Raw genomic sequence first — 16,551 nt, 5'->3', positions numbered from 1 at the left:
AGAAATTTTAACGCGCTTTAAACTGATTGGTAAGCGGATCATAGTGGTAACCAAGGCCACTGAGTTTACCAATCACATTGTCGACATCCATATCGTACATTGAGGCCAGTTCGTCAAAGCTGTCACATTCTAAACGCAGCTTTTCGTTGACGATACCGAGTAAAATCACGCTGTCGAAACGGCTTACATTGCTCAAATCCATCACCACACTCCTTTACACTTCAAGCCTGAATAAAGCGTAGCGCGGTTTGAGTCACTTTGCCGAGACAAAGCTTACAGAACAAATAATCCTTGATGGAACACACCTGAGGCTAACAGCATCGCCAGGGCAATAAATAGCTGAACTCGGTTAACGGGTTTATCGGTAAAAATATGCCAACACCACACCACGATGGCAAAAATCATCAAAGATAAGCCAAACAAAATATTGTGCGTTGCGCTGTCTAGCACTTCTTTAGGTAAGCCATACGCTTTGGCCAATACCGTTAGCGCGGTAAACATTGCCGCTAGCACGCCAACAAACGGCAAAATACGGTGAAAGGCTTGCAGCCTTGTGCGCGCAACGACCAACAATAAGTGTGCTAACACGCCGCCAAACAGCACGATTTGCAAGAACATATGCGCGGCCGACGCCAAGTCAGGCTGCTCGCCGATTTGAATCGCAACATAAGCCAGCGCCAGACCATTGGCCAAATACATCATCCAAAGCGGCCCACGCTCGCGGGTTTTCTTAGTCTGTACTTGGGTGTAAAAATAGCCAATCGCAAACGTCACCATGATGGCTTGCATTTTCAATTGCGCGACGGCAAGCCATAAAATTGCCAATACCGGCAATACTTTATGAATACGTCCGCGTTGACCCGGGCAGATATCGCCTTTCACTAAAATCAGCGTTAATAGCAGCTGCACACCCAGTAGCATCGGTGCACAAAGAGAGAGAATTTGTAGAATCATTACATCCGATCCATCACTATAATTGCTGCGGATAATACCAGACTCAGCAAATATCGCTATACGCAGCCTCGATTTCGTTTTCAGGATGCGATACATACTCAATGACGCATTTTACCCCTATTCCCTCTAAACTTTACGGACATATAGCGCTAGATACTCTTAGGGCAAGCGGCTATAATTCGCGCTCGCGAAATCAGAGGTCAATTTATGCACAGCGATATCACACCGATTCACGAACACAAACAATACTGGGCAGCCTGCTTTGGCACTGCGCCATTTCTTCCTACCTCGCGTAAAGAGATGGACGCTCTGGGCTGGGACAGCTGCGACATTATTATCGTAACCGGTGATGCTTACGTCGATCATCCAAGTTTTGGTATGGCTATTATTGGCCGATTATTGGAAGCGCAAGGATTTCGCGTCGGTATTTTGGCCCAACCAGAGTGGCAAAACAAAGACGCGTTCATGAGCCTAGGTAAACCGAATCTGTTTTTTGGTATTACTGCGGGCAACATGGATTCGATGATCAACCGCTATACCTCAGACAAAAAGCTGCGCCACGATGACGCCTACACGCCAAACAACGAAGGCGGAAAGCGCCCTGACCGCGCCACGCTGGTTTATTCACAGCGCTGCCGCGAAGCCTATAAAGAAGTGCCGATTGTACTCGGCGGTATCGAGGCGAGCCTGCGTCGTTTGGCGCACTACGACTATTGGTCAGACAAAGTGCGCCGCTCAGTTCTGTTTGATGCTAAAGCGGATATTTTGCTGTTTGGTAACGCTGAGCGCGCTCTGGTTGAAGTCGCTCATCGCTTGGCAGATGGCGAGCCGATCAGTGAAATGATCAACATTCGCGGTACTGCAGTGAATTTACCTGCCGCGCCAGAGCATTACAAAATCATTGACTCATCACGTATTGAGAAACCTCGTAAGGAAGCCTTTGTGCCGACCAACCCTTATGAAGTAGAAACGCAATGCGAAACCAAAAAAGACGACACCAGCGCTGCGCAGCCCATTACGATTCGTCCATCGCGCCACGATGCAGCGACCACGGCAGTACGCATTCCAAGCTTTGAAAAACTGCGTAACGACCGCATTCTTTATGCTCATGCCAGCCGCATTATGCATTTGGAAACCAACCCTTATTCGGGTCGTGCGCTGATTCAAAAGCATGGCGATCGCGAACTGTGGGTTAACCAAGCGCCAATCCCGCTTGCTACCGAAGAGATGGATTACGTCTTTGACTTGCCTTACGCTCGCGTACCTCACCCAATGTACGGCAAGGCCAAAATTCCCGCTTACGACATGATTAAGACTTCGGTCAATATCATGCGCGGCTGTTTTGGTGGTTGTTCGTTCTGCTCAATTACCGAGCACGAAGGTCGTATCATTCAAAACCGTTCGCAAGAGTCTATCTTGAATGAGCTTGAAGAAATTCGCGATAAAGTTCCAGGCTTTACCGGTACAATTTCCGACCTTGGCGGGCCAACTGCCAATATGTACCGTCTAGGCTGTAGCGATCCAAAAGCGGAGGCAAACTGCCGCCGCCCATCGTGTGTGTTCCCAGGGATCTGTAGCAAACTCAACACTGACCATAAACACACCATCGACCTGTATCGCGCCGCGCGTAAAGTGGATGGCATTAAGAAAGTAATGATCGCCTCTGGTGTTCGTTATGACTTGGCGATTGAGTCTCCTGAGTACGTCAAAGAATTGGTGACCCACCACGTTGGCGGCTACTTGAAGATCGCCCCAGAACATACTGAGAAAAACCCGCTGGATTTGATGATGAAACCAGGCATGGGCGCATACGATCGCTTTAAAGAGATGTTTGAAAAATTCAGCCAAGAAGCGGGTAAAAAGCAGTATTTGATTCCCTACTTTATTTCCGCGCACCCGGGTACTGAAGATGAAGATATGCTCAACCTGGCACTGTGGCTGAAAAAGAATAATTTTGAGTGCGACCAAGTACAAAACTTCTATCCATCGCCAATGTGTAACGCTACCGCGATGTATTACTCCGAGACCAACCCGCTCAAGCGTGTGAAATACAAAAAGCGTGAAGAAGTCACGGTTGCCAAAGGTGAGCGCCAACGTCGCCTGCACAAAGCGCTGCTGCGTTATCACGATCCAAATAACTGGCCGCTGATCCGCGAAGCATTGATCAACATGGGTAAAAAACATTTGATTGGTGACAAAGACAGCTGTTTAGTACCCGCTGAAGACATCGACGCGAAAACACCTGCTCAGCGCCGTAAATCCGGTCGTCATGGTGCGAATCGCTTTGCGACCAAACACACCAAGAGTCAACCAGGGTTTGAGCCGTTATCTGGCGGCAAAGCGCCAAGTGGTAAAGGCCGAGGCCAAAATGCCAATCAAGGTGGTCGAGGGGGTTCTGCCGCCTCCAATGGCCCAGGTCGAGGGCAGCAAAAAGGCAAACCGGGACGTAATAAAGTGTCACAGCCATCAAGACAGCGCTAATAAAAAATCCGAGTACTCAGTACTCGGATTTTTTTAGCTTTCAGTTTCGCAAAAATTACTGGTTTCTTAGCTTTTGCCAGTATTTTTCGTAAATGGCCAAAGCTTGTGGTCCAACATCATTAATGAACTCACCTTTCGCCATGTCTTCATCCGCTGGGAAGATGGTTTTGTTGTTTCTCAGTGCTTCAGGTAGCAACGCTCGGCCGGTAGTCGTCGCCGAAGCATAACCTAAACTTTTCACGATTTCCGCTTGGTTTTCAGGCTGATACATAAAGTTAATAAACTTGTGAGCTAAGGCTTTGTTGTCGCTACCAGAAGGAATGGTAAAGTTGTCCATCCACAGTACCGCGCCCTCTTTTGGCATCACAAATTTTAGCTCTGGCATTTCGGCTTGTCCTTGGAATGCGTTGCCGTTCCATTGCATGCCAACCGTTGCTTCTCCAGAAACATATGGAACATGCGGTGCATCGGAATTGTAAAGCAGTACATTTGGTTGTAGCGCCACCAAGGACTCATAGGCTGTTTTGATCTCTTGTTCGTTTTTGCTGTTAATGCTGTAACCGTTCATTTTTAGCGCCATGCCAAAAACGTCGCGAATGTCGTCAATCAACATCACTTGATTGGCATACTCTTCATTCCATAAATCTGACCAACTGCTAAGAGGCTCAACCACATTAGCGTTGTAACTCATGCCCGTTACACCCCAGATATACGGTAGCGAGTACGCGTTTTTCGGGTCATGCGCCTGGCCAAGCAGTGCCGGCATGGTATCTTTCATGTTTGGAATTTGGCTGTGATCAAGCTGCGCAAGCAAACCTTCACGGGCCATTTTTTCAATAAAATACGCCGACGCAAACACCACATCGTAGCCACCACCATTGAGCAGTTTTAATTTGGTGTACATTGATTCGTTGTTTTCAAAGGTCGAGTAGTTAATGGTCACGCCTTCTTGCTGCTCAAATTGGCGCAGCGACGCTTCTGGTAAATAACCACCCCAAGCATAAACGTTCAGCTCTTTGTTTTGTGCGTGTGCGTAACCTGACGCAACCAGCGTTGAAAGCAAAAGTCCTTTGACGACATTTTTCATTAATTTCGGATTCCTTAATCATTGGCACCACGCCAAATGGATGCCAATCATTGGGCAGTTTAATGTTGAAATAAAGAAAATAATATTTGTCGTTAAGAAAAATATTTATATCCGTTGTCGCTGGTTTCAATCTCGTGAAATCTGCTCACAACTCCATTAGAGATCATAGCGTTATCATTTTTGCACATAAAAAAACCGAGCCGTATTGGGCTCGGTTTTTCGTTACGATTTTAGTCGTATTAAGCGTGTTGCGCTTCGAACTCTTGCATAAAGGCAACCAAGGCTTTAACCCCTTCAATTGGCATCGCGTTGTAGATAGAAGCGCGCATACCGCCAACTACGCGATGACCTTTCAGTGCCACCAAACCACGCTGCTCCGCTAATTCCAAAAAGGTCGCATCCAACTCAGGTTTGATCAGTTGGAAAGGAATGTTCATGCGTGAGCGGTTCGCTGGGTGAATGTCATTTTTGTAAAACGGCGAAGCGTCAATGTAATCGTAAAGAATCGACGCTTTCTCTTGGTTGATTTTCTCTATCGCAGCCACACCACCTTGCTGTTTAAGCCATTGGAAAACCAAACCTGACAAGTACCACGCGTAAGTCGGCGGTGTGTTGTACATCGAATCTTTGTCAGCCAGGATTTTATAGTTGATGAAGCTAGGTAGTACATCGCTTGCAAGGTCGAGGAGATCATCGCGCACAATGGCGATACAGATACCCGCAGGACCGATATTTTTTTGAGCGCCCGCGTAAATAACACCGAACTTAGACACATCAATTTGGCGTGACAAAATGTTAGACGACATGTCCGCTACAATCGGCTTGTCGGTTTGTGGTAAGTCAAAAATTTCAACGCCATCAATGGTTTCATTTGGACAGAAGTGGACATACGCGGCATCTGGAGCAATGTTCCACTCAGAGGCTGGTTTGATAGCAACTTTGCCGTCGATGGTTGTTTTGGCATCAAACACATCAACTTGACAATATTTGTTCGCTTCTTCAATCGCGCTTTCTGCCCAGTAGCCGGCGTCTACGTATGTTGCAACCGATTGACCGCCTAGCAGGTTCAATGGAACTGCGGAGAATTGAGCTCGAGCGCCACCTTGGCAAAACAACACTTTATAGTTATCGGGAATATTGAGTAAATCGCGTAAGTCTTGCTCAGCTTGCTGTGCAACCTGAATAAACGCTTTACTGCGGTGGCTAATTTCCATAACTGAAGTGCCAAGGCCGTTCCAATCGATGAACTCGGCTTGTGCTTTTTCCATTACTGGTTTTGGAAGTGCTGCGGGACCCGCGCTAAAGTTATAGACATTGCCTGTAGAAGACGCCATGAGTTTCCTTGCTCCTGCTGTTAACAAACTAGTGAGATTAATAACACTTTTTAAGCAGGATAAAAAGCAACAAAAGAGGTCTTTCGACCTCTTTTTATTCATGACCTGGATAACGCAATATTTAGCGCTAAAGCATCATCGGCACGATTAGCGCCATTAACGGGATTTTTTGCCCGTTCTTGAATACAAGATTGCTATTTTCAAGTTGGGCCTGAATACGATATCCCTGTTTGGTTTGATCGGCAATTTCCATCACGATCGCTTCGTCGACCACCTGTTTGACGTTAGGAAATTCCTTTAGCAGCGCCTCAGAAACATAGCTGTCCAATTTACCCGTCAATGCCGGCAAAACAGACATAGGGTTTTTCGCCACGTTCGTGGTGCCTTGCGGTACTTTTAAATCAAACGACGATCGGAAATCGCCCTCTCCTACTTTGGCGCTGAGCTGATTCATCGACACATAAAATCCTTTCGCAAACAGAGTCTCAATGCTTTTCACCGCAGTCTGAATTTGGGCATCGGACAGCTTAGGGTTGTTTTGATAAACGTCGAGTAAACGGCTAAACGCTTGGCTATCGAGGTCGCCAAACGAAATGTCCATATTAAAACGGCTCACTTCACCTTGGTTAGTTTTTAGATTATCTAATTCAACGATATGCTGACCGGACACACGCTCACTGGTCGGGTCTTGGTTGGACGTAAAGTGATAACTGGCGTCCTGCATCGCAAAGGTGGTGTTTTGTTTGCTATCGACAATTGAAGCATCGGCAATCGATAACTGCTGCTCGCCAATCCAAAACGACTGAGTACGCTTGCCCTGTCCGTTAGCCTTGATGCCATTGACTTTCAATTTATCGCCAGATGCAAAGTCGAGCTCCACCGAAGGCATATCTAAAACGTAATTTAGCTCGCCGAGCACAGTCAATGAGCCTGATAACGACGCTGGTGTGAGCGACACCATGGCTTTTTGCTGGTTTTTATCAACATAGTGCCAATTATCAAGTTGGATATTGAAATCCGTGTTGCCATTAAGCTGTGTGGTGGTATCTAGCTCAATTGGCAAACGTTGACTGTCTTCAAATACCGAATGCGCCGTTAAACTCATCAAACCATGTGACACGTCGCTTATGACATAAAATTCCGTCGGTAACCCATCTTTGGTTAGCTGCTCAGCAAACTTAGGGTCAATGACTTGATATCGAGTTTTCACATGAGAAGATAAATAGCCGCGGTCGTAATCAACCACCTCAGCTTTAAGCGCATGATTATTTAGATGCGCAATGCCATCGCTAATCACATTTTGACCAATACTGCCTACCGCCAGTGGCCAACATAGTACCAAAGAAACTGCACCACCGATGGCGCCCCATTTTTTTAATTGCTGCATGTGAATCTTACTTTCTGTCATTTTTTCTCAGTCTACACGAAAAAAGCATCGGTTTAATCAGGCATTTGCACGATATAATCGCAATCAAAATGCTACGATTGTTTAGCTCGACAGGCCGAGCAGAACTTCATACCTGTTCGTTGGGTTTATCAGAGTCATTACTCACCCCCATTTACGCACAGCGGCGCGCAGGGGTTTGAAACCAAGGCTTAAAAAGCGCGTCAAAGAGATGAGCTGTGTTCCAATATTGATGTGAGAATGAATAAATATGTCATTCATCATGACGGCGTTCTGTTAGGCTTGATGTCATTCGCAGTATTGATAAGCCAATTTAATACTTAGGCTCGACAATACGTCTATACCGACTAACAAATCAGCATTAGGCTTCATTTTGTGGAATGAAGCTTGCTTAAAACATAGATAAACGACAAAACAGTGACATTTTATTGGTGAATCCAGACCAAGATGCATTATCATGTCGACATTACATGTCATGACGGCCTTGTCGTCAAAGACCAAGGAAATTAACAAGATAAAGGTTTATCGTGAATATGCGTAAAACACTCTTAGCTGCAGCACTTGTATTGGCATCGAGCCAAACTTTTGCCGAAGACTTCAACAGTCCGTCCATCATGAGCAACTTTAACTACGATTACGTCGAAGCCCGCATCGGCGCGAGCCCAGTGACTTTTGGTGGTGCTTTTAGTAAATCTATCCACCCAAATGCTCATGCTATCGCTCGAATTGACTCCAAATTTGAAGGCGATTTCGACGCAGCCGGCGGTTTTGGCTTCCACGCGCCACTTAATAACTGGGCAGACTTGACCGGCGAAATGTTATTCCGCGTAGTGGATGACAGCCATAACGGTACTGACACAGGTATGGAACTTAACCTCGGTATTCGCCAGTGGTTAGGTCCACAGCTTGAAGTTGGTGGTAAAGCGGGTTACGTTTCTATCGACGAAAAAGACGACTGGCTAGGTGCGGTTTACGTGCGCTTCCACTCAACCGAGCTGTTCTCTATGGGTGCTGAATTGCGTCTTAACGACTTCTACGATAACCAAATGATGATGACAACTCGCTTTAAATTCTAACGAGTTATTGGTTATGACAAGAAAAACCGAGGATCTGCCCTCGGTTTTTTTATGTGCAAAATCGGTTAGCGACAATCCGCTAACAGCTGACGTTTACGCGGTTCTTGAATCAATTTCCAGTGAATACCTTCAATGGCACCGGCGAATTTCCAAAGCAATTTCAAATCCACATTGTTGCCATAAGTTTGCTTCACTCGTGAAAAAACCTCTGGCGCACCAAGCTCGACAAAATCATCAACACTCTCGATACCCGACTTTTTGACCATACGCTCTAAGGTCAATTGCATATTGGGTAAATCGCGCAAGCGTTTATTTTCCGGCGCATGTTTAAATTTTCGCTGAGACACAGAGCACTCAATCGCTGTCGCGACGATGTTATTCAACTCTGCATGTTGGGTAGAAAAAAGGCGGGTAATGTCGTAATAGTTGACGGTTGCAGTGGTTTGTTTTTTGACGTGACGATATTTTTCGCAGCCAAGCGAACAAAGCGTTGCATCCAACGCACCTCCCCCACGAATGAAAACTTTCTCTTCACTCATCAGAGAGAACATCGCTTCCTCGCGAAAAAGCCCCAATCCACCAAACATCGAACGTGTTTGAAAGTGACCAAACTGCTTAACATATTGTATAAAATTGTGCTCTGTCATATCCATTGATCCTTAATCTTGAAACCCCGATTAGGTCGATCACCAGATACAGCAGCATTTAAGCGAAAAAAGAAGTTGGGTCTGATTCAAATAATTTATTTGTATAGCAATGAATCTAGAATTCCCGAACCAAATGATAGTTTATGATAAAAAATAAGTCTGTGCATAGTTCACATCATTAAAACTCAAAAACAATATTTATGGAATGCTGCTCACACAAATGAATGATAATGACACTCTATTCTTAAAATACATGTAGGTTAATAGGGTATTTCAGTATTACGTACACAGTGCAGTAACTGATACCATTTGCCTATTATCTATAAGAAACGTTAAAATCCGGTAGTTATCCACTTCTTGCAATTTTTATGAACCATTTATCATTTTATTGGTTGCCTGAGAATAATGAGATATTAATAAAAGGTATAGAAACAGAGTTTGCGCAATTAATTGAACAGTCTATTAGTACTGGGAAAATATCTCTTCCACCTATTCCAGACGTCGTTTTGCAAATTCAGAGACTATCCGCTCAGGAAAACACTAGCGCCACTGATATCGCTGACTGCCTCATTGAGGATCCCAGTCTGGCGGCTATTGTCATACGTGTCGCTAACTCAGTTATTTTTAACCGACGCAGTATTATATGTACTGATCTCGTTACGGCTGTTGCTCGCCTTGGTATTCATCGCGTTCGCGATATAGTAACCGCACAATCTATAGAACAATTAAAGCAATCCGTTAATTTAAGTAAAGAGTGTAATTATATTCTTATCAATAGTGCAGCGACGTCAAGAGAACTTGCTGCAACTATGGTTATGGTCACAAAAGGGTTTCGTGAAAGTGGCGATCCAAGATATAAAAACTTAGAAAATGATAAAGCACTATTAACCGGGTTGTTAGCTGATATTGGATTATTCTGTATCGTCAATGAATATTACCTGTATTTAGAAAGAGGTAATTATTTGGACGAAAATATTGCTCTGCAAATATTTAGCAGCCAGTGTTCTATTGTTAGTAAATTGGTACTCGAACATTGGGGTTTCGATTCTGACTTTGTTGAAGTAGCAACCAACGAGCGTATTGAATATCCTGAACATGATGTGACTTACCTCGACATCGCACGGATCGCGAACCATGTGTTGATGTTCCGACGAGGAGATGAGGATATCGATGAACACGAAGTGGAATTTGATGTCACTGGCGCCGATATTCTCTACCGACTTACCACCCTCGGCGATCTCGAATTTCGCGATCAAATCGATGAAGTCATCAACGCCTGCGGACTGTAATCTCTCTAGCTAATCAAGGACCAGCATGTTTTCAGGGATGCTATTTATCTTTGCCCCACTGGTCGTGGGGTATCTATTTACCATATCAAATTCTGTATATATTCAACGCATTAACCGCGCTACCTCAAACCTCATCTATGTTATTTTGAGTCTCATGGGGCTAAGTCTTGCCGCGTTGGATAATCTAGGCCAAAACCTGCAAACCATCGTGCAGTACACCTTGGTGTTTTTCCTGTGTTTGGGCGCATGTAATCTGGCGGTTTTACCTTTCGTCGACCGCTGGCTGCCACTGAAAACCGATCACAGTAATAGCAAACTTCCTCTCTCAAGTATGGCGTTAGAATCTCTGAAACTAATCGTAGTCGTTGGCGGCGGTTTAGTGATTGGTTTATTGCTCCCCTTCGACCTGAATTGGGTCGATACCGCCAGCGAGTGGATTCTGTTTTTGCTGCTATTTTTTATCGGTATTCAACTGCGTAATAGCGGCCTAACACTTGGCCAAATTTTGCTAAACAAACACGGCATGGTGATTGCCTTAGTTATCGTCAGTACCTCTATGGTTGGCGGTTTGATAGCGGCCTATATTTTGAATATCAGTACGTTCCACGGCCTGGCTATGGCATCCGGTTTTGGCTGGTATTCTTTAGCCGGCATTTTGATGGGCGACGCCTTTGGTCCCGTTTATGGCGGTGCATCGTTTTTAATTGAATTGCTGCGCGAACTGGTCTCTTTGGTGATGATTCCTATGCTGATTCGAAGCAAACCTTGCTGCGCTATCGGTTATGCGGGAGCAACGGCAATGGACTTTACCCTTCCAGTCATCCAAACCACTGGCGGCGTGCGCTGCGTGCCAATAGCCATTGTTAGCGGGTTTATCCTCAGCTTGTTGGTTCCAGTGCTGATGCTGTTCTTTGTCTCTCTTGCTAACTAGATCGCAGGCAAAAATCACAAAAACCATTATGCTCTAGAGATTGACTGGCGAGCATGGTCAATTCAGCTCGCCAACTAGCATATAATAATGTGAAAACAAGCGCTTAGTTTCAAAAGGATAGACTATGAATCGAACTCTGATGGTTGTGCTACTGGGTAGCCTCAGCTCAAGCACCTTTGCTGCTGATAATCACTGTCTGGCAGGCAAATATGACGCTTATGTTGATGCATCACTTCAGTGGTACCAAGACCTCACTGACTTAACAACCACGCAATATCCGCAATTAAAAGACGTAAGTGAGTGGTTCTTATCCGGGCGCCAACATCACTTTGAACTCAGCCGTGAAGCGGTTCGCTATTACCTCGAACACGATCCAAGTAAAGTGGCGACCGAACAATCCGTTGAGGGTTGGTTGAAGCTTGAGCAAGTCGATATAAAACGCCTTGCTAACCGCGACGACCAGCTTGGTCAATTGGCGAAAATCACCTATCAAGATCGCCAATCAACACCCCACGCAGACAATTATGAGCTACGCTCAGCATTCGCCGACTTACTCAGCCATCCAGCGACGATTGATAAAGCACTGCAAACCTATAATCAATCGATCAATCAACTCGAAAAAATTGAGTGCCAATAGCCACAAATTTGCGAGTTCAAGACGGGACTTTAGCGCCAAATTCGTTTAAATTGTCCCGCCTAGAATCTGATGTATCAATGAGTTGCAAAGCAGTATGGAATCTGAACAAAAAACCGTCGATGTGAGTTTCGAAAATCTACTTAAGATTTTCACGGTCCCCGAAGGTCCCGATTCTACGCTGACCAAAATTGAAGCCGAGCTGTCACAAAACCTCAATCAGTTTTTGCGCGAGCACATCGTTGCGGACGAAAAACCGCTCAAAGAGATAGAAAAAGACTTTAGTGATGCGGCGATTCCCGAGCAGCCAAGTTTCGTCTCCGATCATACTCAACATCTGCTCGATACGCTCGTCGCCCATTCGGTGCATACTGCAGCGCCAAGCTTTATTGGTCATATGACATCCGCGCTGCCCTACTTTTTGATGCCGCTGTCGAAAATCATGATCGCGCTGAACCAAAATCTGGTCAAAATAGAGACATCAAAAGCGTTTACCCCTCTTGAGCGCCAAGTATTGGGCATGCTACATCGGCTTATCTATCAACGAAATGACGCTTTTTATCAGCAATGGATGCACAGTGCCGAGCACTCGTTAGGCGCATTTTGCTCGGGCGGAACCATCGCGAATATTACCGCGTTATGGGTGGCACGTAATAACGCACTAAAAGCCCAAGGCAGTTTTCAAGGTGTTGAAAAAGTAGGTCTCTATAAGGCCATGCAACACTATGGCTACCAAGGTCTTGCTGTACTGGTTTCCAAACGCGGCCACTATTCTCTAAAAAAAGCGGCCGACGTTTTAGGGCTTGGTCAGGACGAGTTGGTGGCGGTTGAAACCGACCACAACAATCGCCTGTGCGTGAAAGACTTAGCCCAAAAAATGGCAAGCCTTAAGGCTCAAAATATCAAAGTGATTGCGGTGATTGGCGTCGCTGGCACCACAGAAACCGGCAACATTGATCCATTGAGCGATATCGCTAGTTTATGCGCCGAGCACGGCTGTCATTTTCACGTTGATGCTGCTTGGGGCGGCGCAACCTTGATGTCTAATCGCTACCGTTATCTGCTTGATGGTATAGAAAAAGCCGACTCCGTCACCATTGATGCCCATAAGCAGCTGTATATTCCGATGGGCGCAGGTATGGTGCTGTTTAAAGACCCTGATGCGATGCGTTCGGTTGAGCATCACGCTCAGTATATCCTCCGCAAAGGCTCGAAAGATTTGGGTAGTCACACCCTTGAGGGCTCGCGCTCTGGCATGGCAATGCTGGTTTACGCGGCGATGAATATTATTAGCCGCCCAGGCTATGAGCTTCTGATTAATCAAAGCATCGAAAAAGCCAAGCACTTTGCCGCGCTTATTAAAGCGCAGCCCGACTTCGAGCTGATCTCACAACCAGAGCTATGTTTGCTCACCTATCGTTACGTCCCTACTGCGACCAAACAAGCATTAGAAGTGGCGAATCAAGCGCAGCAACAAGCGCTGAATGACAAACTCAACGAGCTCACACAATTCATTCAAAAGACCCAAAGGGAAACTGGCCGCTCGTTTGTATCCCGCACCCAGCTTAATCCGCAGCATCTCAACCAGCTGGATACCATAGTATTTCGCGTGGTGTTAGCTAATCCATTGACGCACAACGAGATATTGGAATCCGTGCTCAGCGAACAACGTGAGATTGCGAAGCAAGCGCCGAATTTGAGTAAACAGTTGCAAAGTCTCACAAACGACATTCTCGAAAAATGAAAATTTCTTTCGGTTTAGTGTAATTTCTATATCATTGTGGGACATTAATCAGCATATTTGCGTCAAAACGTATCCATTTTCGTAGTTTAAGCAAAATTTAGTTTGAGGCTTGTCATATTCTGATTAATTTCGATGTACAAAAATTACTGTAAACCTTTGGCTTAGGTTTATACTGGTCGCATGGCGTTGGTTAGATTTTTACCATTTAGGAAATATCATTTTTCCTACCCCCTACACCTTGAATGGTATAACCAATAAGTTGTTCTCCATACCCTCGTGAACACTATGAATACACTAGAAAAAATACAAAAAAATCTGGAGAACTTTAGCAAATCCGAACGGAAAGTCGCTGAAGTTATAATGGCAACACCGCAGACCGCCATTCATTCCAGCATTGCAACATTGGCAAAAATGGCCGATGTCAGTGAACCAACGGTAAACCGTTTCTGTCGACGTTTAGATACTAAAGGTTTTCCAGACTTCAAGCTGCATCTTGCGCAAAGCTTGGCGAATGGCACTCCTTATGTGAATCGCAATGTGGAAGAAGACGACGGCCCGGATGCGTACACGCATAAAATTTTCGAGTCGACCATGGCGTGCTTGGATGTGGCCAAAAATAGCCTAGACCCAATGCAAATTAATCGCGCGGTTGACCTTTTGACTCAAGCCAAACGCATTTCCTTTTTTGGTTTGGGCGCGTCCTCAGCGGTGGCAAAAGACGCACAAAACAAGTTTATTCGCTTTAATATTCCCATCACCTGTTTTGAAGACATCGTGATGCAACGTATGAGCTGCATTAACTGCACTGATAATGATGTAATCGTACTGATTTCTCATACTGGTCGCACTAAGAGCCAAGTGGAAATTGCCAATCTCGCGAAAGAAAACGGCGCGACTGTGATTGCTATCACTGCGAAAGATTCACCGCTAGATAAAGCAAGTTCGCTGTCGATTTCGCTCGATGTTCCTGAAGACACCGACGTCTACATGCCAATGGCAAGTCGTGTGGTACAGATGACGGTCATTGATGTGCTCGCAACAGGTTTTACTCTGCGCCGCGGTACGGGCTTTAGAGAAAATCTACGCCGAGTAAAAGATGCATTAAAAGACTCGCGCTACGATAAGCTATCGCATTTCTAATCAGACATTAAAAACGGAGCTTAACGCTCCGTTTTTTTATCGCTCGGTTTCCCGATCATCCACCAAAGTGTAGCTCGCGTCTTGGCGCTCTTCGACACCATTAAGCAGCTGATCATGCTGACAACTGCACACTTGGTCTAAGATAAACGTCAAGCGCGCTTTAGTTAATGGTAATGGATTGCCTTTAATCGATATCGACTTCATCGCCCCTTCCACCACTTGATCAAACGGTGTGCGACAGACCCCAAACTGACTAAGCGCAGGAATACTTAACTGCTCCAAAATCATTTTTACCCAAGCGATGCCATCGCTCATATGAGCATCGTTGTGATTGGTGAGAATCCGCGCCATAGTTTGATAGCGCTTTAGCACGTTGAGTTTGCCTTCAAGCTGCGCGACTTTAATATTTTCATCCATCACAAATGGCGCAAGACGTGCGGTGATGATGCTATGAGGCGCGTTCATTTTCCCGGCTAACGATGCGGCTAAACCGTGCGCCGCACCGAGATAGGCATTGGTGCTCGCCATGCCACCAAGCATCGCCGCAAAGGATAAGTCTTCTCGGGCTTGAGGTTCATCTCGCAGGCAACCAGAAATAATCGAGCGACTGACTCGACGCAGCCCCTCTTCGCAAATCATATCGGTCAATGGGTTTGGCTCACTGCACACATACGCTTCCATTAAATGGGTAAAAGCATGCATCGCGCCGCGGGCCGATAAAGCTGGCGATGTGCCGTAAGTGAGTGTGGGGTCGACAATGGCAACGTCTGCGAGCATATCACCGCTGCGTAAACTCACTTTGATTCGGTCTTGACCAGATTTAAGCACCGCTTTATGAGTCACTTCTGAACCGGTACCAGCGGTGGTGGGTATAGCAATAAACGGTAAAGGTTTGGCTTTTAGGGGAACACTGCGCCCGACCACTTCGACGTAGTCATACACATTGCCTTTATTGGGAATGATCGCCGCAAGGGCTTTTGCCATATCAAGGGCGCTGCCGCCACCCATAGCGATAACCATATCCGGGGCGAATTTTCGCGCCTCAATCGCCGCCTCCTCAACCATAGTGATATAAGGTTCGCCCGACACAACCAAATGTTGATATCGAAAATGCTGATTGTGCAGATAATCGCACACAATATTGTCGGTTTGGTTGTGCTTATCCGTCACTAACAACGCACTGTAACCGTATCGATTGATGACAGATAACGAAGACGCCAATGCGTCTTGACCAAAGATCACCCGCGTTGCGGTCATAAAATCAAACATCATCCCTTCCGCTCACCATAGTCATTCGCCTCCATTCAGATTGCCTACAGATTTGGCTTGGGTATTTGACCCAGTGCAAAGAACACGACATTAGCCAACAAGCCGGCAACTTTCCGCGTTAAACCCTACCTTAGCGCACATTATTTGAACAAAAAAGGTAAAAAACATTCAATAAGTTTTACCTATCAAAACAACTGGTATTTGTCGCTTTATTTTCAAAATCAGTTGAGGCATAGTTCTAAATAACAATATAAAGGAGAAAGTCTATGTTCGTTGTTATTTTTGGTCGCCCTGCTTGCCCATACTGTGTTCGTGCAAAAGAGCACGCAGAAACACTGAAAGCAAAACGCGATGACTTCAATTATCGTTATGTCGATATCCACGAAGAAGGCATCTCGAAAGCAGATCTTGAGAAGACTGTTGGTAAGCCAGTGGAAACTGTGCCACAAATTTTCATCGACCAACAACACATCGGCGGATGTGACGATTTTGAAGCGTACGCAAAAGAAAATTTGGGTCTGTTCGATTAATTTGAACCGATGTAAAAAAGCCGCTGAGAC

15 protein-coding genes are annotated in these 16,551 nt (G+C 45.6%); 8 read left to right on the top strand and 7 right to left on the bottom strand.

Annotation, left to right across the window (positions count from 1 at the left end):
* Positions 1 to 7: 7 nt before the first annotated feature.
* Both BLS03_RS08450 and BLS03_RS08445 read right to left on the bottom strand, forming a co-directional pair.
* Positions 8 to 202 (bottom strand): DUF4250 domain-containing protein, encoded by a 195-nt coding sequence (locus BLS03_RS08450; RefSeq protein ID WP_093272203.1) that lies wholly within the window; start codon positions 200 to 202, stop codon positions 8 to 10.
* Positions 203 to 273: 71 nt separating this feature from the next.
* On the bottom strand, positions 274 to 954 hold the full coding sequence (locus BLS03_RS08445) for a hypothetical protein (RefSeq protein WP_093272200.1): 681 nt from the start codon (positions 952 to 954) through the stop codon (positions 274 to 276).
* A 207-nt stretch (positions 955 to 1,161) separates the two neighbouring features.
* On the opposite strand from BLS03_RS08445, the gene BLS03_RS08440 reads away from it, so the two are divergent.
* The gene (locus BLS03_RS08440) at positions 1,162 to 3,435 is read left to right on the top strand and encodes a YgiQ family radical SAM protein (protein WP_093272198.1); all 2,274 of its coding nucleotides are present in this window, start codon (positions 1,162 to 1,164) and stop codon (positions 3,433 to 3,435) included.
* Between the two features lie 55 nt (positions 3,436 to 3,490).
* Here BLS03_RS08440 and BLS03_RS08435 read toward each other — a convergent pair whose 3' ends face one another.
* The 3 genes from BLS03_RS08435 to BLS03_RS08425 form a co-directional block, all read right to left on the bottom strand.
* A complete protein-coding gene (locus BLS03_RS08435; RefSeq protein WP_093272195.1) occupies positions 3,491 to 4,522 on the bottom strand; it encodes an ABC transporter substrate-binding protein in 1,032 nt (343 codons plus the stop codon).
* Positions 4,523 to 4,761: 239 nt separating this feature from the next.
* Positions 4,762 to 5,856, bottom strand: coding sequence for a 3-phosphoserine/phosphohydroxythreonine transaminase (serC, locus tag BLS03_RS08430; RefSeq protein WP_093272192.1), 1,095 nt, complete (start codon positions 5,854 to 5,856; stop codon positions 4,762 to 4,764).
* 127 nt (positions 5,857 to 5,983) lie between these two features.
* Entirely contained in the window at positions 5,984 to 7,264 is a 1,281-nt protein-coding gene (locus tag BLS03_RS08425; protein ID WP_245696631.1) for a DUF945 family protein, read from the bottom strand.
* A 530-nt stretch (positions 7,265 to 7,794) separates the two neighbouring features.
* Between BLS03_RS08425 and BLS03_RS08420 the strand changes: the two genes are divergently transcribed.
* Positions 7,795 to 8,337: a hypothetical protein gene (locus tag BLS03_RS08420; protein WP_093272189.1), complete on the top strand. Its 543-nt coding sequence runs from the start codon at positions 7,795 to 7,797 to the stop codon at positions 8,335 to 8,337.
* Between the two features lie 65 nt (positions 8,338 to 8,402).
* Here BLS03_RS08420 and BLS03_RS08415 read toward each other — a convergent pair whose 3' ends face one another.
* Positions 8,403 to 8,990, bottom strand: coding sequence for a TfoX/Sxy family DNA transformation protein (locus BLS03_RS08415; RefSeq protein WP_093272187.1), 588 nt, complete (start codon positions 8,988 to 8,990; stop codon positions 8,403 to 8,405).
* 362 nt (positions 8,991 to 9,352) lie between these two features.
* Between BLS03_RS08415 and BLS03_RS08410 the strand changes: the two genes are divergently transcribed.
* From BLS03_RS08410 to BLS03_RS08390, 5 genes are all read left to right on the top strand, one after another.
* Positions 9,353 to 10,273, top strand: a complete 921-nt coding sequence (locus tag BLS03_RS08410; RefSeq protein WP_093272184.1) for an HDOD domain-containing protein — start codon at positions 9,353 to 9,355, stop codon at positions 10,271 to 10,273.
* A gap of 25 nt (positions 10,274 to 10,298) precedes the next feature.
* On the top strand, positions 10,299 to 11,204 hold the full coding sequence (locus tag BLS03_RS08405; RefSeq protein WP_093272182.1) for a LysO family transporter: 906 nt from the start codon (positions 10,299 to 10,301) through the stop codon (positions 11,202 to 11,204).
* A gap of 124 nt (positions 11,205 to 11,328) precedes the next feature.
* Positions 11,329 to 11,841 (top strand): hypothetical protein, encoded by a 513-nt coding sequence (locus tag BLS03_RS08400; RefSeq protein ID WP_093272179.1) that lies wholly within the window; start codon positions 11,329 to 11,331, stop codon positions 11,839 to 11,841.
* 94 nt (positions 11,842 to 11,935) lie between these two features.
* The gene (gene panP / locus BLS03_RS08395; protein ID WP_093272177.1) at positions 11,936 to 13,582 is read left to right on the top strand and encodes a pyridoxal-dependent aspartate 1-decarboxylase PanP; all 1,647 of its coding nucleotides are present in this window, start codon (positions 11,936 to 11,938) and stop codon (positions 13,580 to 13,582) included.
* A 285-nt stretch (positions 13,583 to 13,867) separates the two neighbouring features.
* Positions 13,868 to 14,722: a MurR/RpiR family transcriptional regulator gene (locus BLS03_RS08390; RefSeq protein ID WP_093272175.1), complete on the top strand. Its 855-nt coding sequence runs from the start codon at positions 13,868 to 13,870 to the stop codon at positions 14,720 to 14,722.
* Between the two features lie 36 nt (positions 14,723 to 14,758).
* Here BLS03_RS08390 and BLS03_RS08385 read toward each other — a convergent pair whose 3' ends face one another.
* Positions 14,759 to 15,991 (bottom strand): iron-containing alcohol dehydrogenase, encoded by a 1,233-nt coding sequence (locus tag BLS03_RS08385; RefSeq protein ID WP_093272506.1) that lies wholly within the window; start codon positions 15,989 to 15,991, stop codon positions 14,759 to 14,761.
* 266 nt (positions 15,992 to 16,257) lie between these two features.
* Between BLS03_RS08385 and BLS03_RS08380 the strand changes: the two genes are divergently transcribed.
* Positions 16,258 to 16,521, top strand: a complete 264-nt coding sequence (locus BLS03_RS08380) for a GrxA family glutaredoxin (RefSeq protein WP_093272172.1) — start codon at positions 16,258 to 16,260, stop codon at positions 16,519 to 16,521.
* The last annotated feature ends 30 nt before the right edge of the window (positions 16,522 to 16,551 follow it).

The organism is Vibrio xiamenensis (assembly GCF_900100015.1).
GTDB classification, from domain to species: domain Bacteria; phylum Pseudomonadota; class Gammaproteobacteria; order Enterobacterales; family Vibrionaceae; genus Vibrio; species Vibrio xiamenensis.
The sequence above is the reverse complement of the archived record's forward strand: the minus strand, read 5'-3'. Positions and strand labels throughout refer to the sequence as shown.